The 16,721-nt window shown below is 48.2% G+C and carries 15 protein-coding genes; 14 read left to right on the top strand and 1 reads right to left on the bottom strand.

Going from position 1 to position 16,721, the window contains the following annotated elements; all coding sequences use genetic code 11:
* Positions 1-1,971 (bottom strand): sigma 54-interacting transcriptional regulator, encoded by a 1,971-nt coding sequence (locus DWX26_RS10615; RefSeq protein ID WP_158580604.1) that lies wholly within the window; start codon positions 1,969-1,971, stop codon positions 1-3.
* A 288-nt stretch (positions 1,972-2,259) separates the two neighbouring features.
* Between DWX26_RS10615 and DWX26_RS10610 the strand changes: the two genes are divergently transcribed.
* From DWX26_RS10610 to nusG, 14 genes are all read left to right on the top strand, one after another.
* Positions 2,260-3,960, top strand: a complete 1,701-nt coding sequence (locus DWX26_RS10610) for a glutathione ABC transporter substrate-binding protein (RefSeq protein WP_118601396.1) — start codon at positions 2,260-2,262, stop codon at positions 3,958-3,960.
* A 140-nt stretch (positions 3,961-4,100) separates the two neighbouring features.
* On the top strand, positions 4,101-5,021 hold the full coding sequence (locus DWX26_RS10605) for an ABC transporter permease (RefSeq protein WP_022463233.1): 921 nt from the start codon (positions 4,101-4,103) through the stop codon (positions 5,019-5,021).
* Positions 5,022-5,033: 12 nt separating this feature from the next.
* On the top strand, positions 5,034-5,918 hold the full coding sequence (locus DWX26_RS10600) for an ABC transporter permease subunit (RefSeq protein WP_055265632.1): 885 nt from the start codon (positions 5,034-5,036) through the stop codon (positions 5,916-5,918).
* Between the two features lie 15 nt (positions 5,919-5,933).
* Positions 5,934-6,947 (top strand): ABC transporter ATP-binding protein, encoded by a 1,014-nt coding sequence (locus DWX26_RS10595; RefSeq protein WP_055219240.1) that lies wholly within the window; start codon positions 5,934-5,936, stop codon positions 6,945-6,947.
* A gap of 1 nt (position 6,948) precedes the next feature.
* Positions 6,949-7,941: an ABC transporter ATP-binding protein gene (locus tag DWX26_RS10590; protein WP_055219243.1), complete on the top strand. Its 993-nt coding sequence runs from the start codon at positions 6,949-6,951 to the stop codon at positions 7,939-7,941.
* Complete coding sequence (locus DWX26_RS10585; protein WP_117802603.1) at positions 7,938-8,738, top strand: M55 family metallopeptidase; 801 nt, start codon at positions 7,938-7,940, stop codon at positions 8,736-8,738. The genes DWX26_RS10590 and DWX26_RS10585 overlap by 4 nt, the downstream gene beginning before the upstream one ends.
* 43 nt (positions 8,739-8,781) lie before the next feature.
* Positions 8,782-9,873: a M42 family metallopeptidase gene (locus DWX26_RS10580; protein ID WP_117802602.1), complete on the top strand. Its 1,092-nt coding sequence runs from the start codon at positions 8,782-8,784 to the stop codon at positions 9,871-9,873.
* A 96-nt stretch (positions 9,874-9,969) separates the two neighbouring features.
* Positions 9,970-10,710, top strand: coding sequence for a gamma-glutamyl-gamma-aminobutyrate hydrolase family protein (locus tag DWX26_RS10575; RefSeq protein WP_055219249.1), 741 nt, complete (start codon positions 9,970-9,972; stop codon positions 10,708-10,710).
* Positions 10,711-10,839: 129 nt separating this feature from the next.
* The gene (locus DWX26_RS10570; protein ID WP_158580603.1) at positions 10,840-12,150 is read left to right on the top strand and encodes a CapA family protein; all 1,311 of its coding nucleotides are present in this window, start codon (positions 10,840-10,842) and stop codon (positions 12,148-12,150) included.
* Positions 12,143-13,849: a M20/M25/M40 family metallo-hydrolase gene (locus DWX26_RS10565; protein ID WP_158580602.1), complete on the top strand. Its 1,707-nt coding sequence runs from the start codon at positions 12,143-12,145 to the stop codon at positions 13,847-13,849. The genes DWX26_RS10570 and DWX26_RS10565 overlap by 8 nt, the downstream gene beginning before the upstream one ends.
* 72 nt (positions 13,850-13,921) lie before the next feature.
* On the top strand, positions 13,922-15,406 hold the full coding sequence (locus DWX26_RS10560; RefSeq protein WP_118601393.1) for a C69 family dipeptidase: 1,485 nt from the start codon (positions 13,922-13,924) through the stop codon (positions 15,404-15,406).
* A gap of 344 nt (positions 15,407-15,750) precedes the next feature.
* A complete protein-coding gene (rpmG, locus tag DWX26_RS10555; RefSeq protein WP_055219257.1) occupies positions 15,751-15,900 on the top strand; it encodes a 50S ribosomal protein L33 in 150 nt (49 codons plus the stop codon).
* A gap of 21 nt (positions 15,901-15,921) precedes the next feature.
* Positions 15,922-16,122 carry a preprotein translocase subunit SecE gene (gene secE, locus DWX26_RS10550; protein ID WP_022463243.1) on the top strand — a complete coding sequence of 67 codons (201 nt, stop codon included), beginning with the start codon at positions 15,922-15,924 and terminating at the stop codon, positions 16,120-16,122.
* Between the two features lie 16 nt (positions 16,123-16,138).
* Positions 16,139-16,660, top strand: a complete 522-nt coding sequence (gene nusG, locus DWX26_RS10545) for a transcription termination/antitermination protein NusG (protein WP_022463244.1) — start codon at positions 16,139-16,141, stop codon at positions 16,658-16,660.
* Positions 16,661-16,721: the final 61 nt, after the last annotated feature.

Genomic DNA, 16,721 nt, shown 5'->3' with positions numbered 1-16,721 from the left:
TTATTTTTCCAGAACCATACGCCCCAGCTCGGAAATTTCACATCCGCCTTTTGTCCGGTGCACGATGAGATAACCGGCGGAAGAAAGCTCTCCGAGTACGGTGCGCAGAGCCGCTTCGGATACAAAGGTTTCTCCGTCGGCCAGTCCGTTTTTGATTGCCAGGCGGCCTGCTTTCGGATGCGTCGATACGAAAGAAAGAACCTGATATTGAAGGTCGGTGAGGGAAACGTCAGCCATCTGGCGGGAGCGGAGGTACGTCGGCAGATCGGAAAGCTGCAGCTTATGGCTGCTGTACCGGGTAAACAGGCTGCAGGACAGATTGTACAGCTCATGAATATTTCCGGGGTACGCATATTCCTTCAGAAAGCGCAGAAGCCCTTCCGAAAAGATCCGGTCGCAGGTCATATCGGTGTTGTGGAAAAACTGAAGCAGAAAGTAATTCAGAAGATCGGGAATATCCTCCCTGCGTCTGCGGAGCGGGACTGTCTGAAGCTCTGAAGCACTTAAAAGGTGAAAAAGTTCCCGCAGGAAGGTTCCTTTTTCTACTTTTTTGTAAAGGTTATCATCCGCAATAGCAATGATCCGCACATCGAAACGGCGGGTTTCCGGTGCGGAAAAGAAGTTACCATGAACATTGGTAAGAACATTGACCAGCAGATCCTGAATGGAAAGCGGAAAACGGTCCACCTGGGAAAGGACGAGTGTGCCATGGTTGGTTTCGGCAAGAAGCCGGAGCAGGGAGGCTTCGGTCAGATCATTTCCCGGAGAATGAAGAACGGAAAACGGATAATGATGGCGGCGCGAAAAATTGTGGATCGCACGTGCGAGTGTCCTGCGCTGTGTACCGCTTTCTCCCTGGATCAGAATCGGAAAATCAAAAAGTGCAAGATGTCTGGCCTGCGCCGTCAGATTCTGGACGGAATCTGCGTGGGACAGGGAAAGGGAAAAGGTACGGGAGGAAGCGAAAAAAGTGCTTTCTTCCGTTTTTTCGTCTTTCGGTACCGACATTTCCGTGGATCTGCTCTCGGGAAGAAACGCAAGAAAAACAGGCTCTGTATCCGGAAAAACCATAGAGAGAACGCTTAACGTGATCTGTGTTTTCTGATCCGAAAGGAGAATGGTCCAGTCACCGTTGCGGTCGAAAGCAGTGTCCGCGTAGGCAGGCGGAAGACATTCCGAAAAAGGCTGTCCTTCAAAGTTGGAGGAAGGAAGCGAGAAGGCATGTGCAAATTTAGCGTTCATGAACTGAATGCGGCCATCCGCACCAAAAAGACAGATGCCAATGGGAAGAGAGAACAGGATCACCTGCATGAGCTGTTCGGTCTGTACATAATTTGTATAGTAAGTTTCTGAGGTCTTGACGGTGTGAAGAATCTGATTGACATAATTGCGCGATACACGGTTTACGGTCTGCAGAGGAATGTTGAAATATTCGCAGAGCTGTAAAATAGTGGAAATATCGATGATGCGGTTGCCGATATCCAGCACATTGGGAATGCGGGAAGGAACGAGCTGCGGCTCGCCGGCGGTGATGGCAAACTGAATGTCAGACTCGGTATCTTTGCATCCGGGATAAAACGGAACAAAGTCATATTGTGTGATGCCGCATTCCTCAAGCTGGGAAATGATAGCGAGCGTGGAATATTTATCATCGTTTACCAGATAGACACGTTCGTGCGGCGGAATCTGAATGATTTTATCCAGGAACATATGGTTGAAAACGCGGTCGCAGGGGAGCTGCAAAATGGAGGAGTCAAGGGTAAGCGGAAAGGTTTCCATGGCGCGGACGCTTGGAAAAAGGACGCACTGGTATCCCCGGAAGAGAGAGGGGTCTGTGGCCTGCTCTCTTAAAAGGGTGTTGAAGGTGAGATATTCACCGAGCACGGAGTGAAGATAAGACTGAAATTCGGAAAGCATTCGTTTCCGGGAAGAAATGATCAATACGTTGCCAAGCTTTTGTTTTCTGTTCATAAAGGGACCTCTTTTCCTGCTAAAAAGTGGTAATGGGTTAAAAATTAGGATAATTATATCATTTTTGACGAAAATAAACAACCTAAATGCAAAAAGACAAAAAAGAAAAGAAAAAATCAGGAAGAATGCTTTGACATAGTGACGCATTACATCTATAATACCGATTAAGCAAAGGGGCTGTAAAAAAAAGGTAAGGCATCTTTGCTCTTTTTTATATCATGGTTCTGTTATCTGTGAAAAGAAAGAACAAAGAAAACAGCAACACTTGCAGAAAAGGAGGAGACAACAATGAAAAAAAGACATGTAATGCGTGCTCTGGTTGCAGCAGCAACGGCACTGGCACTGACAGCATGTGGATCGACAGGTTCTTCTGACACAAGTAAGAGCACATCAACAGCATCCGCTGCATCGACCTCATCCGGTTCAGAAGCAGGTACGGAGAATACCATCACGATTCCGGCAGGCGAGTCGGTATCCCAGGATTCTGATATTACGGCAATGGTAGCTGTAGACTTTACCACCATGGATCCGATGGATACTTCCGATACACTTTCCGGTGGCGTACAGCGAATGATGATGGACGGTCTGTTTGGATTTGATGAGAATATGCAGATCATTCCGATGCTGGCAACCAGCTACGAAGCAAATGATGAAGCAACCGAGTATACGATCCATCTTCGTGAGGGCGTAAGCTTTACCGATGGAACTCCGTGGAATGCAGATGCCCTGATTGCAAACGTAAACAAATGGGCAGATAAGAGCCTTGGACTGAAACGTACTACATTCCTCTGCAATGTTCTGGATCATGCAGAGAAGGTAGATGATTATACCGTTAAAATCTATTTATCACAGTCATTCGGTGCTTTCATCAGCAACCTGGCACATCCGGCTACGCTGATCATGAGCCCGAAACAGATTGAAGCAGGAGAAGATGCCTGTGCACAGGCACCGGTAGGAACCGGCCAGTACAAATTTGTTGAGTGGGTTGCCGGTGACCATATGAAAGTAGAGCTGAACAAAGACTGGTGGGGATATGATGCAGACGTCTGCGGCGGAACTGCTCTGGCAGATGCGGATGCAGGATTTAAGAGCATCACATTCAAACCGGTTGCAGAAAGTGCTACCCGTGTATCTGCAATTCAGGCAGGTGACGCACAGATTATGTGGTCTGTACCGACCGAAAGCGTTGACACCTTAAAAGGTGACAGCAACGTATCCGTTGGAATGGGCGACAGCATCGCCGTATGGTACTTCTTCATGAATACACAGAAAGCACCGTTCAACGATGTTAAGGTTCGTGAGGCAATGGCTTATGCAATCAACAAAGAGGCATATATCCAGGTCGTTATGAACGGTTACGGTTCTGTGGCAACTTCTATGGTAGGAGAAGAAGTACAGCACTACAAAGGAAATGATCCGTATTCCTACGATCCGGAAAAAGCAAAAGAGCTGTTAAAGGAAGCAGGATATCCGGATGGATTTACCACAACACTGATGTACAGCAACACGACAGCAAATCAGAAAAAAGCAGAGTTCTACAAACAGCAGCTTTCTGAGGTTGGTATTGATCTGGAATTGAACGGAATGGAAAATGCCGTTCTGAATGAAAAGGTTCAGGGAGCTGACTGCGCAGGAGCAGATGCCGAGGTAGACTGCTACTTAAGCGGATGGTCTACTTCCACCGGTGATGCTGACTGGGGACTTCGCCCGATGCTGGCAACCGAGTCTGAGCCGCCGATGAGCTTCAATATCAGCTACTATGAGAATGAAAAAGTAGATCAGCTTCTCAAAGATGGTCTTGCAACAGCAGATGAAGACAAACGTGGTGAGATCTATGCAGAAGTACAGGATACTGTATGGAAGGATCTTCCGCTGCTCTGCATCGCAAGTGATAAAAACATCTGGGCAACCAGCAACAACATTACCGGAGTATATCTGTTAGGCGATGGAAGCATCGGCATGAGAAATGCCAGAATGGCAGCCGAATAACGGCAGACTGAAATAAGGATATGAAAAAGACCCCGGCGTCCTTCCATCAAAAGAGGGCGCCGGTTTCTTACAAACAGGAAAGCAGGCAGTGATCCGTGGGATTGTACCTGTAGGATAAGCATGAAAGTAGGAGATACAATATGCCAAAATATATACTGAAGCGTATTGTGGGTACGATCCCCACACTGATTATTGTTGTTACATTTGTATTTTTCTTTGTCCGCCTGATTCCGGGAGATCCGGCGAGACTCGTTGCAGGAGAGCAGGCAACACAGGATGACGTAGAGGCAGTAAGAGAAGAGCTTGGCCTCAATAAATCCATTCCGACACAGTATGTTACCTACGTGACAGGACTTTTAAAAGGAAATCTCGGAACCTCCCTTCGAACAAAGCAGCCGGTTACAAAGGAAATTGCGGGAAGATTCGGAAATACCGTCCGTCTGGCATTTGTCACATTGCTGTGGAGCTCGGTTGTTGGTGTGCTCTTTGGTGTGTGGTCCGGAACACACCGGGGAAAATGGCAGGATTATACCGGAATGACGATTGCGGTCTCGGGTATTTCACTCCCCTCGTTCTGGATCGGCTTTCTGCTGATTATGCTGTTTGCGGTAAAACTGCGAATTCTGCCGACAACAAGCGGAACAAGCCTGAAAAGTCTGATTATGCCGTCGATCACGCTCGGCGTCGGAATTGCAGCCGTGATCGCACGATTTACAAGATCCTCCATTATTGAGGTTTTAAAAGAAGATTACGTCAGAACAGCAAGAGCAAAAGGAATCAAAGAAAAGGTTGTGATCTGGAAGCATGTTTTCCGCAACTCCATGATCTCCGTCGTGACGGTTGTGGGTCTGCAGTTCGGCTTTCTGCTGGGAGGTTCTGTTGTCACAGAAACGGTATTTGCCTATCCTGGCCTTGGCTCCCTTCTGATTGAATCGGTCAATTACAGAGATTATCCGGCAATCCAGTCCCTGATTCTGATCTTTTCGCTGCAGTTTATCGTCATCAACCTGATTGTCGATATCCTCTATGCGGTTCTGAATCCGGAAATTAAACTTCAGTAGGAGATGAGTGGAATGAAAGAAAAGAAAAAAGTACAGACCGAGAACCAGGAGAGAATTAAAACTCCGTTTTCTGAGATGGTTCGAAAATTTAAAAAACAGAAAAATGCAGTAGTTGCGCTTTGTTTTATCATTTTTCTCATTTTCCTTGCGTTTTTCGGAAGCAAAATTGTGCCGTACGGAATCAATGAGTATGATTACAATGCGATTCTGCAGGGACCAAGTATGAAGCACCTGTTTGGAACGGATGAGTTTGGACGGGATCTGTTTTCCCGTATCGTCTGTGGAACCCGGATTTCACTTGCAGTCGGATTCGGCGCTGTTACGGTCGGTGCAGTCTGTGGTACCATTCTCGGACTTCTGGCCGGATATTACGGCGGATGGATTGATTCTATTATTATGAGAATCTGCGATGTCCTGTTCGCTTTTCCGGGACTGATTCTTGCAATCGCCATCGTGGCAATCCTCGGAAGCGGCATGACAAACGTTGTGATTGCGGTCGCTGTCTTTTCTACACCGACCTTCGCACGACTTGTCCGAAGCAAAACGCTGAGCCTGAAAAATTCCGTCTTTGTCCTGGCGGCACGGAACATCGGTGTTTCCGATGCAAGAATTCTGTTTCACCATATTCTGCCGGGAGCCATTCCGGACATCATTGTACAGTATTCCATGTCATTTGGATCTTCCATTCTGACAGCATCGAGCCTTTCCTTCCTGGGAATGGGCGCACAGCCGCCGACACCGGAATGGGGACTGCTTCTTTCCAACGGAAGAAACTATATGGCAAGTGCAATGTATGTGACGATTTTCCCGGGTCTTGCGATTTTCCTTACCGTACTGAGCTTTAACCTGTTAGGCGACGGACTTCGCGATGCACTCGATCCGAAACTTTCCGATTGATAAGGAGGAGCAGAAGTGGCTACTGATAACGTACTTGAGATAAAAAATTTACATACGTATTTCTATACCGATGGCGGCGTGATCAAAGCAGTAGACGGTGTCGATGTGGAGCTTCGACGCGGCGCAACGCTTGGCATCGTAGGTGAGTCGGGAAGTGGAAAGAGCGTGACATCCCTCTCTGTGATGGGATTACTGACCGGAACGAAAGGAAAAATTGCTGATGGCGAAATCCTGCTGGATGGCGATGACATTGTAAAGCTGACGAAGGAACAGCAGAGAAAGCTGCGCGGAAGCAAAATTTCCATGATTTTCCAGGAACCGATGACCAGTCTGAATCCGGTCATGAAGATTGGAGACCAGGTGGCAGAATGTGTTCTGCAGCACGAAAAAATATCAAAAAAAGAGGCACTGAAAAAGGCGGAAGATATGCTCCGGAAAACCGGTGTTCCGCGTGTGGAACATATGATGAAGGAGTATCCGTTCCAGCTTTCCGGCGGCCAGAGACAGAGGGTCATGATTGCCATGGCACTTGTATGCAAGCCGGAAATCCTGATTGCGGATGAGCCGACGACTGCACTGGATGTAACGATTCAGGCACAGATACTGGATCTGATGAATCAGCTGAAAAAAGAGACAGGTACATCCATCCTGTTTATTACACATGATCTTGGTGTTGTCGCAGAGGTCTGCGATGATGTTGCCGTTATGTACTGCGGCCGCGTGGTAGAGCGCGGAGATGTAAAAACAATTTTCGCCAATCCGTCCCACCCGTATACGAAGGGACTGCTGGGATCGATTCCGAGACTGGGAGACGCCGGAAAAGAACTGAAGTCGATTCCGGGTAACGTTCCAAACCCGAAATATATGCCGAAAGGCTGCAAATTTGAGCCGCGATGTCCATACGCTTCGGAAAAATGCCGCGAGGAAGAACCGGGATTTTTCCAGATCGAAGAAGGCCATATCAGCAGATGCTGGCTCTGCGAAAGCGGACAGCTCAAAACAGATCACGTAGAGAAGGCAGGTGACTAGGATGTCAGATACATTACTTAGAGTAGAGGATTTGAAAATTTATTATCCGGTTGCCGGAAGCGGATTTGGGAAAAAGGAATTCGTCAAAGCGGTAGACGGAGTTACCTTTGAGGTGAAAAAAGGCGAGGTATTCGGAATTGTAGGCGAGTCCGGCTGCGGAAAATCCACACTGGGAAGAGGCGTCTGCAAACTGGAAAATCTGACATCGGGCCATGTGTATCTGGATGGCGAAGATATTACAGAGTACAATGACCGGAGAATGCGTTCCATCCGGAAAAAAGTACAGATGGTTTTTCAGGACCCGTATGCGTCCCTGAATCCACGAATGTCCGTTTTTGATATCATTGCAGAGCCGCTGCTGGTGCATCATCTGTATCAGGATAAAGCGGATCTGGAAAAGAAAGTGCTGGATCTTTTGCACCGGGTAGGACTGGATGACTACCATGCAAACCGTTATCCACATGAATTTTCCGGCGGTCAGCGTCAGAGAATCGGAATTGCCCGTGCACTTGCGGTAGAACCGTCTCTGATCATCGCAGACGAACCGGTTTCGGCACTGGATGTGTCTATTCAGGCGCAGGTTCTGAATCTTTTAAATGAACTGAAGCATGACCTGGATCTGACCTATATTTTTGTTGCACATGACCTGAGCGTTGTGGAATACATCAGTGACCGTGTCGGTGTTATGTATCTCGGCAATTTCGTGGAGGTCGGAGAAAAAGAGAAAATTTACAGCAATCCGATGCATCCGTATACGCAGGCACTGCTTTCCGCAGTTCCGGTTCCGGATCCGACGGCAAAAAGAGAAAGAATTCTGCTTGAGGGAAGCATCCCATCCGCCCACAAGCCGCCGACAGGCTGCAAATTCCATACCAGATGTCCAAAATGCATGGAATGCTGCAAAACACAGGCACCGGAGCGGTATGAAGTGGATGACGGACATTACGTATATTGTCATCTTTATGATAAAGAAAGAAGGGAACAGCAGAAATGAAGCTTTTTATCAGTGCAGATATCGAGGGCTGTGCCGGAGTGGCACTGACCGATGAAACACATAAGAAGGAAAGCGTATACCAGAGATTTGCAGAGGAGATGACCGAAGAGGTCGTTGCGGCATGCGAAGCAGCACATGAAGCGGGCGCGGATGAGATTGTCGTAAAGGACGGTCACGGAGATGCATCCAACATTGACCCGCTGAAAATGCCGGAGTATGTCACCCTGATCCGGGGAAAGAGTGGTCATCCGTATAATATGATGTATGGTATCGACGACAGCTATGACGGCGTACTGTATCTTGGATACCATGCACCGGCAGGAGATCCCAATTTTTCGATCAGCCACACATCGACAGGAAACAGCCTGTATATTCATCTGAATGGAAAAGTGATGAGTGAGTGCATGCTGAACAGCTATACAGCAGCATCACATCACGTACCGGTGCTGTTTCTTTCCGGAGATGAGGAGATCTGCCGTCAGGCCAAAGAACTGATTCCGGGCATTACGACAGTGGAAACGAAGCATGGTGTCGGTGCGGCAACGTGGTGCAAAGCGAAAGGAAAAGTGATATCCGAAATCCGGGAAGGGGTAAAAAAGGCAGTTGCCGGACAGAAAAAAGAGTGTCAGGTGGCTCTTCCGGAGCACTTTACATATGAGGTAACCTATAAAGACTGGAAAAAAGCGTACACGATGTCGTTTTATCCGGGAATGCAGAGGGTAGATACCTTCACAAATAAGCTGGAGACAGATCGCTGGATGGATATTGTCACAGCACACTGCTTTGTTGTATATTAAGAATATAAATCTGATAGAAACCCAAAGAAAAGAGGATAAAACAATGGATATAGAAATGTTTGGTAAGCTTTCCGATGCATTTGGACCAAGTGGATTTGAGGAGGATGTCATCCGTACCATAGCAGATTACTGCAAAGAATTTGATGTAGAAAATGACGCAATGAATAACCTGTATGTGCGGATGCCGGGAACAAAGCAGGATTCCCGTCCGGTCATCCAGCTGGATGCCCATCTGGACGCATGCGGTTTCATGGTACAGAATATCCAGGACAACGGATGCCTTGGCATTATCATGCTTGGCGGCTTTCATCTGACCAGCCTTCCGGCACATGCGGTATGGATCCGCACCAGATCCGGAAAAATGGTACATGGTATTATCTGCGCAAAACCGGTTCATTTCATGACAACAGCGGAACGCAGCAGTCAGACTCTGGAAATTGAAAAAATGTATGTGGATGTCGGAGCAACCAGCCGCGAGGAGGTTGAAAACGTTTTCGGAATCCATATCGGTGATCCGATGATGCCGGATGTAACCTTTGAATACGATGCAGAGCATGAAATCTGCTTCGGAAAAGCATTTGACAACCGTGCCGGTTGCGCGTGCATCGTAGATACGATGAAACAGCTGGAAAAGGAGCAGGCTTCTCTTGCAGTTAATGTTGTCGGCGCCTTTGCGGCGCAGGAGGAGGTCGGAACCCGCGGTGCTGTGGTAACGAGCCAGATTGTAAAACCGGATCTTGCCATTGTATTTGAAGGATCTCCTTCCGATGACTTTTTCATCAGCGCAGGACAGGCACAGGGCTGCATGAAGAAGGGTGTTCAGATTCGTATCCTGGACAACAGCTATATTTCCAATACGCAGTTTATTTCACTGGCCGAGGAAGTGGCAGCAAAATGCGGAATCAAATACCAGGAGAGCGTAAGAAGAGGCGGAAGTACAAACGCAGCAAAAATCAGCGTGACAGGAAAAGCAGTTCCGTGTCTGGTGCTTGGTGTTCCATCCCGCTATGCGCACAGCCATTACAATTTCTGCGCAAAAGAAGACCTGGAGGCAGCAAGCGCAATGGCAGCCAATGTCATTCGTGCTTTAGATGAGGAAAAGATCCGTCATATCTGCCATCAGGATGTACTGTAAAATATTCGATAACGAAAGAAAAAGCATGCCGGAAGCGGGTTCACAGGAAAGGTGAAGCCGTTTTCGGCATATCTGGTAAAAAAGGAGAGTTTACAAGTGAGAAAACCGATCATTGGAATCTTGGGAAATACGTATAAAACACAGCCGGGACTTTTTTCAAGTGCGGAGAGAATGTATGTCAACAGCGATTATATCGAATCAGTTCTGAATAACGGCGGAATTCCTATGGCAATTCCGGCAGTTGCCATGAAAGCGGATCCAGAAGGCATACTTGCTGTGTGCGACGGAATTCTGGTTCCCGGCGGAGAGGACTTAAATCCGTGGTATTATGGGGAAGAGCCAAAACCGCAGATCCAGACCATCCGCCCGGAGATCGACGAGGCATGGTTTGCACTTGGACGGGCAGCAAAAGAGATGGGAATGCCTATGCTTGGCATCTGCAAAGGAATTCAGTTTTTAAATGTCCTGTGCGGCGGTGATCTGTACCAGGATATCTATACACAGAAGGAAACTACAATTCTGCATCTGCAGTCCCTGGAGCGGTCGTATCTGCATCACCATGTAGAAATTAAAGAGGGAACCCATCTGGCAGAAATCCTTGGGGCGGGAACCCATGCGGTAAACTCCATGCATCATCAGGCAGTGCGTACGCCGGGAGAGGACATCGTGGTTTCAGCAACGGCGCCGGATGGAACCATCGAGGCGATAGAAAGCCGCAACGGACAGATTGTGGCCGTACAGTGGCATCCGGAAGGGCTGATCCACTCAGCGCCGGAGATGAACCGCCTTTTTGCGGATCTGGTAGAAAGAAGCAGCAGATACAGAGAGAAAAAGTAACGATTTGGAACCATGTAAAAGGAAAGAAAAACCGGGATGGGACTTTTGAACCGTTACGAAAAAATAAGAATGGATAAAGATGCGATTCTAAAAGCAGAGAGCAGGAATCGTTCGGGAGGCAAAAAAAGAATGAACAGAACAATAAGAGTATCGGCGGCGGGTGATATTCTGATTATGAAACGGCTTCTGCCGGGATATCAGGATGTTTTGCCGATTCGCGAATTTCTGATGCAGGGAGAGGTTCGGATGGCGAATCTGGAAACAACGATATCGGACGGCAGCTGTTACGCATCGGCGTATTCCGGCGGAACATGGCTGACTGCAGATGCGAAGTGTCTGGAAGATACCCTGCGTTACGGTTTTAATTTTCTTGGGATTTCGAATAATCATACGATGGATTATTCCTACGAAGGACTTGCATCTACGATCAGCGAACTGAAAAAAAAGGATGTGGCATATGCCGGAGCAGGCAAAAATCTTTACGAAGCATCGCGTCCTGCCATTCTGGACACAACAGCGGGACAGATTGCGGTGATTGATATCTGTTCTACGTTTGAAAATGCAGCCAGGGCGGGAAGCCAGACGGAACGGCAGCCTGGCAGGCCGGGCTTAAATCCGCTGCGCTTTTCGGAAAAATATACCATTACGGAGAAACATGCGCAGGATCTTGCAAAGATTGCAGAGGTGACCGGAATCAACGGACTGCGGGATCTGCACCGGCAGGAGGGATTTATCGCTCCGCTTCCCGAGGGTGTCATGGAATTTGGCGGGAAAATGTTTGAAATCAGCAAGGACGGAACAGAGGGAAGAAGCTCCAGCCCGAATCCGATCGATGTGAAACGCACCGTCGATGCAATCCGGGAAGCGAAGATGACATGTGAGGCAGTCCTGGTTATGGTACATTCCCATGAAATCCGTAAGGACAATGACGAGGAAGCGGATTATTTTCTGGAGGAATTTGCACGCGCCTGTATCGATGCGGGAGCCAGCGCGGTGATCGGGGGCGGAACGCATCAGCTGAAGGGAATCGAACTGTATCGTGACTGTCCGATTTTCTATTGCCTCGGAAATTTTATTTTTGAAAATCAGTATGTACGCCTTCTGCCTGCGGACTACATGGAAAAATATGGCCTGAATATTCACACGGCAGCATCCATCGGAATCGCCAGGCGGCAGGAGCAGTCCTCACATTCCCTCTACGAAATTCCGGAGGTCTATCGGAGTGTGCTGCCGTATTTCGAGATCTGTCAGGGAAAATGCACACATCTGGAGCTTCTGCCGGTCGAGCTTGGTATGGACAGGGAAAACGCAGAAAAAAATATTCCGTACGTGGCAGACGAAAAAACAGCAGAAAAAATTGCAGAATATCTCACCCGCGTGAGCAAGAGATATGGAACAGAATGGGAATACAAAGAAGGAAGGATTGTACTTCATGCGTAAAAAATGGGAAATAGAAGAGGAATACCGAAACTTTTGCCGGAACAACAAAGAACTTGCGCTGCAGACGCTGCGGGAGCTGACACTGACCCCGACGGAAACGGGAAAAGAGGATCAGAGAATCGCATATTGCATGGAATGGATGAAACAGCAGGGCATGGAGTCAGTTCATACGGATGAGCTTGGAAATGTAATCTGGGAGTATCGGCCGGAACAGGAAAAGAAGGTTCTGTATACGGCGCATCTGGACACCGTGTTTTCGCTGGAGGAGCCGCTGGAGATTAAAGAAGACGGAATGATCTGGCGTTGTCCCGGCATCACAGACGATACCGTGAATGTCGTGATGCTTCTGATGGCGGCAAAATACGTTCATGAGACAGAGCCGGAGCTTCCATGCGGTCTGATTTTTGCAGCGGATCTGGGAGAAGAAGGGCTTGGCAATCTGTGCGGAGTTCGCGCGCTTGTCGACCATTATGAAAAAAATCTGTGTGGAATGGCAGCCTTTGACCTGTATCGGGATAAAATGTATCCCATCTGCATCGGGTCTGTCCGGTATCGGATTTCGGCAAAAACAAAGGGCGGTCATTCTTTCCTGAATTTCGGAAGAAAAAATGCCATTGCAGAGCTTGCGGGTCTGATCGGAGAGCTTTACCGTTTTCAGACGGATGCAGCATCTCATACAACATACAATGTGGGAAAAATAGAGGGAGGAACCTCTGTTAATACGATTGCGCAGGATGCCTCCATGCTGTTTGAATTCCGTTCGGAGGATTACCGGAGTCTGGAAGCCTGCGAAACATATCTGGAGCAGACCATAGCAGCACGCCAGAGTGAGGAGGTACAGTATTCCTGTGAGCTCGTCGGAAAGCGGCCGTGCGCAAGAGAAACCGATCCTGTCCAGATGGCACGTATGACGCGGTGTGCGCAGAAAACGCTGAAGGCAGCCGACGGGGAAGAGCCGGTATGCTCTGAGGCATCTACAGATTGTAATATCCCATTGTCGCGGCATATTCCTGCCATCTGTGTCGGTTTCTGCCGGGGCGGGGGAGCGCATACCAGAGAAGAATGGCTTGATGCCGCCAGTGTAGAAGATGGCATGTGTGCAGCCGCAGCACTCGTATGCCGGCTTCCGTGGATGTGCTGCGAGAGCAGAGTCGTTGTAAGGGACGGGATAGAGGACCGAAAAGAGAAAGAGGAAATCCGGCGGCTGCTGGAGCTGTGCGATCAGGACTTCGTTCCGCCGCTTTCCCACCGCAACAGTACATCCCAGACGAACTGGGCCGAGACAGAAGAAAAGACGGATGGAATTGCAGAATATCTGGAAAATATCTGCAGTCAGCATGTGGTGCTGTGGAAGGAAGAGGGAGTCGTGCGGGCCTTTATGACCTGGAAGGATCATTTTAACTGTGAAAATCTGGAAGCATATCCGGATTCCTGCTATCTGACCACCCTCTGCGTCTGGCCGGATTACCGCGGACAGGGAATTTCGGAGGTAATGTATGCAGAAGCAGAAAAGGACATCGCGGCAAAATTTCCGGGAAGCCGGATTACTCTCCGTACCTGGTCCACGAACGGGGCCCAGGAGCATATCCTGGACAAGCTGGGATATAGTCTTGTCAGGCGGCTGAAGGATGACAGGGGAGAAGGAATTGATACGGTTTATTTTGTGAAAAAGGAAGAAAACGAAAAAAATGACAGATAACATGGTGCTTGCAAATCGCAGTTTATAGTGTCATAATCGGAAGCATAAGACAGCAAAAGGAGGGCTATAGCTATGCCTTGTACAACCATTTTAGTTGGAAAGAAAGCATCGTATGACGGTTCCACCATGATCGCGCGAAACGACGATTCCGGTGCAGGCCATTATACATCGAAAAAATTTGTAGTGATTCAACCGGAGGAGCAGCCGAGAACCTATAAAACCGAGATTTCACATCTGACCATTGAGCTTCCGGACAATCCGATGCGGTACACTGCAGTGCCAAACGCAGAAAAAGGCGAGGGGGTCTGGGCGGCAAGCGGCGTGAATGCAGCGCAGGTCGGTATGACTGCGACCGAGACAATCACATCGAATCCGCGTGTGCTGGGTGCTGATCCGCTTGTCGTTTATCAGCCGGCGGAAGACGGAAAAGAAGAGGTTCCGGGCGGAATCGGCGAGGAGGATCTCGTTTATATTGTTCTTCCTTATATTAAAAGCGCCAGAGAAGGTGTCAAAAGACTGGGCAGCCTGCTGGAGCAGTACGGTACATACGAGATGAACGGCATTGCATTTCAGGACCACGATGAGATCTGGTGGCTGGAGACGATCGGCGGCCATCACTGGATGGCAGTGAAAGTGCCGGATGACCATTATGTGGCCATGCCGAACCAGCTTGGCATCGACCATTTTGATCTGGAGGATGCACTCGGCGAACAGAAGGAATATATGTGCTCAGCAGACTTGAAAGAATTTATTGAAACATATCATCTGGATCTTTCTATGGATGGAAATTTTAATCCGCGCGATGCCTTCGGAAGCCACGATGATTCCGATCACGTTTACAATACACCGCGTGCCTGGTTCATGGAGCGCTATTTGAACCCGCACACGAAAAAATGGGACGGACCGGATGCCGATTACACACCAGTATCTGACGATATTCCGTGGATGATGGTTCCGGAGAAGAAGATCACCGTAGAGGATGTGAAATACGTACTGTCCTCTCACTATCAGGGAACACCGTACGACCCGTATGCCGCATACGGCGATAAATCGTGGAAAGGGGCATACCGCTCCATCGGTGTCAATCGGACCGATTTCCTTTCTGTCATCCAGATGCGCCCGGATCACAAAGGAGACAACGGCATTCTGCAGTGGATTGCATTTGCGTCAAATGCATTCAATGTGCTGGTTCCGTTCTACACCGATGTGACGACAACACCGGAGTATCTTTCCAACACAACGGGAGAGGTTTCCACAGATAACTTCTACTGGGCAAGCCGCATGGTGGCAGCAATGGCAGATGCATCCTATAAGTCTTCTATCTTCCACATTGAGCGGTATCAGGAAAAGGTGATGGCAAAAGGCCATGCACTGATCCATCAGTACGATGCGCTGCTTGCAGGGGAGACAGACGAAACAAAACAGACACAATTGAGAGAAGAAGCAAACAACAAAATCGCTGAAATGCTGAAAAAGGAGACGGGTGCAACACTGCACAAGGTACTCTTTGAACTCAGCAACCAGATGAAAAACGCGTATTCCAGATCGGATGCGTAAGGCTTTTTGGGGGGAAAGAATAAGAGAATGGTTCTGCGCGCAGGAAAAATTGCGCGCAGAATCATTTCCTGTCCGGAACCGCCTCGAACAAACAGGGTGTTACAGTTCGTCGGAAACCAGTAAACGATACGATCCTGATAAAAAATCTCAGCGTACTTTGGTGAATTTTGTTGACAACAGGCAGTTCCTGTGCTACAATAAACCAGCGACATGGAAGAAGGTCTTTTTTTTATGCCTGAAATTGCTGAAGTACGAGCAGCAAAAACAGGGCAGAAATGAAGAGACCGCCGCTGATCCGCAAGGATCACAAGCGATAACGCAAATACACAGTGGAGGTGGAAGTCGTGCGCGTAAAAATCACATTGGCATGTACTGAATGCAAACAGCGTAATTACAACATGACAAAAGAGAAAAAGAACCATCCTGAGAGAATGGAGACAAAGAAGTACTGCAGATTCTGCAAAAAGCACACAATGCACAAAGAAACCAAATAATCTTTGGTAAGAGGTGATCCAATGGCAGAAACTGAAAAAAAAGCATCCAAAAAGAGCTGGTTCAAGGGCTTGAAAGCAGAGTTCAGAAAAATCATCTGGGTTGACAACAAAACGCTGGGCAAGCAGACCGTTGCAGTCGTAGCGATCTCTGCAGTAACCTGCGGGTTAATCACCCTGGTTGACAGCGCTGTAATCGAGTTCGTCAATTTATTGATCAAATAAGGATAAAGGTGTCAGAATGTCAGAAGTAAACTGGTATGTAGTCCACACCTATTCGGGCTATGAAAACAAAGTAAAAGCCAATATTGAGAAAACAATTGAGAACCGTCATCTTGAGGATCAGATTTTGGAAGTACGTGTTCCTATGGAAGAAGTTGTTGAAGTCAAGAACGGAACCAAGAAACAGGTACTCCGGAAATTGTTTCCGGGCTACGTTTTGATCAACATGATCATGAACGACGATACCTGGTATGTTGTCCGCAATACCAGAGGTGTTACGGGCTTCGTAGGACCGGGATCCAAGCCGGTACCGCTTACGGATGAGGAAATGGTGAACCTTGGAATCACCGGTGGTGAGGAAAAGGTTGAGCTTGACCTTGAAGTCGGCGATGCAGTCGTTGTAACAGGCGGCGCATGGAAGGATACAACCGGACTGATTCAGAGTATCAATGATACAAAACAGATGGTTACCATCAATGTTGAGCTGTTCGGCCGCGAAACGCCGGTAGAAATAAGTTTCGCAGAAGTCAAGAAGATGTAAGAAATGCCCCAGGGGCGTTTCGTGGGAGGGAAATTCCCGCAATTACCACATTTATTTAGGA

The sequence above is a fragment of the Blautia sp. AF19-1 genome, from assembly GCF_003479155.1.
Lineage (GTDB): Bacteria > Bacillota > Clostridia > Lachnospirales > Lachnospiraceae > Fusicatenibacter > Fusicatenibacter saccharivorans.
This window is presented reverse-complemented; position numbering and strand designations above follow the sequence as displayed.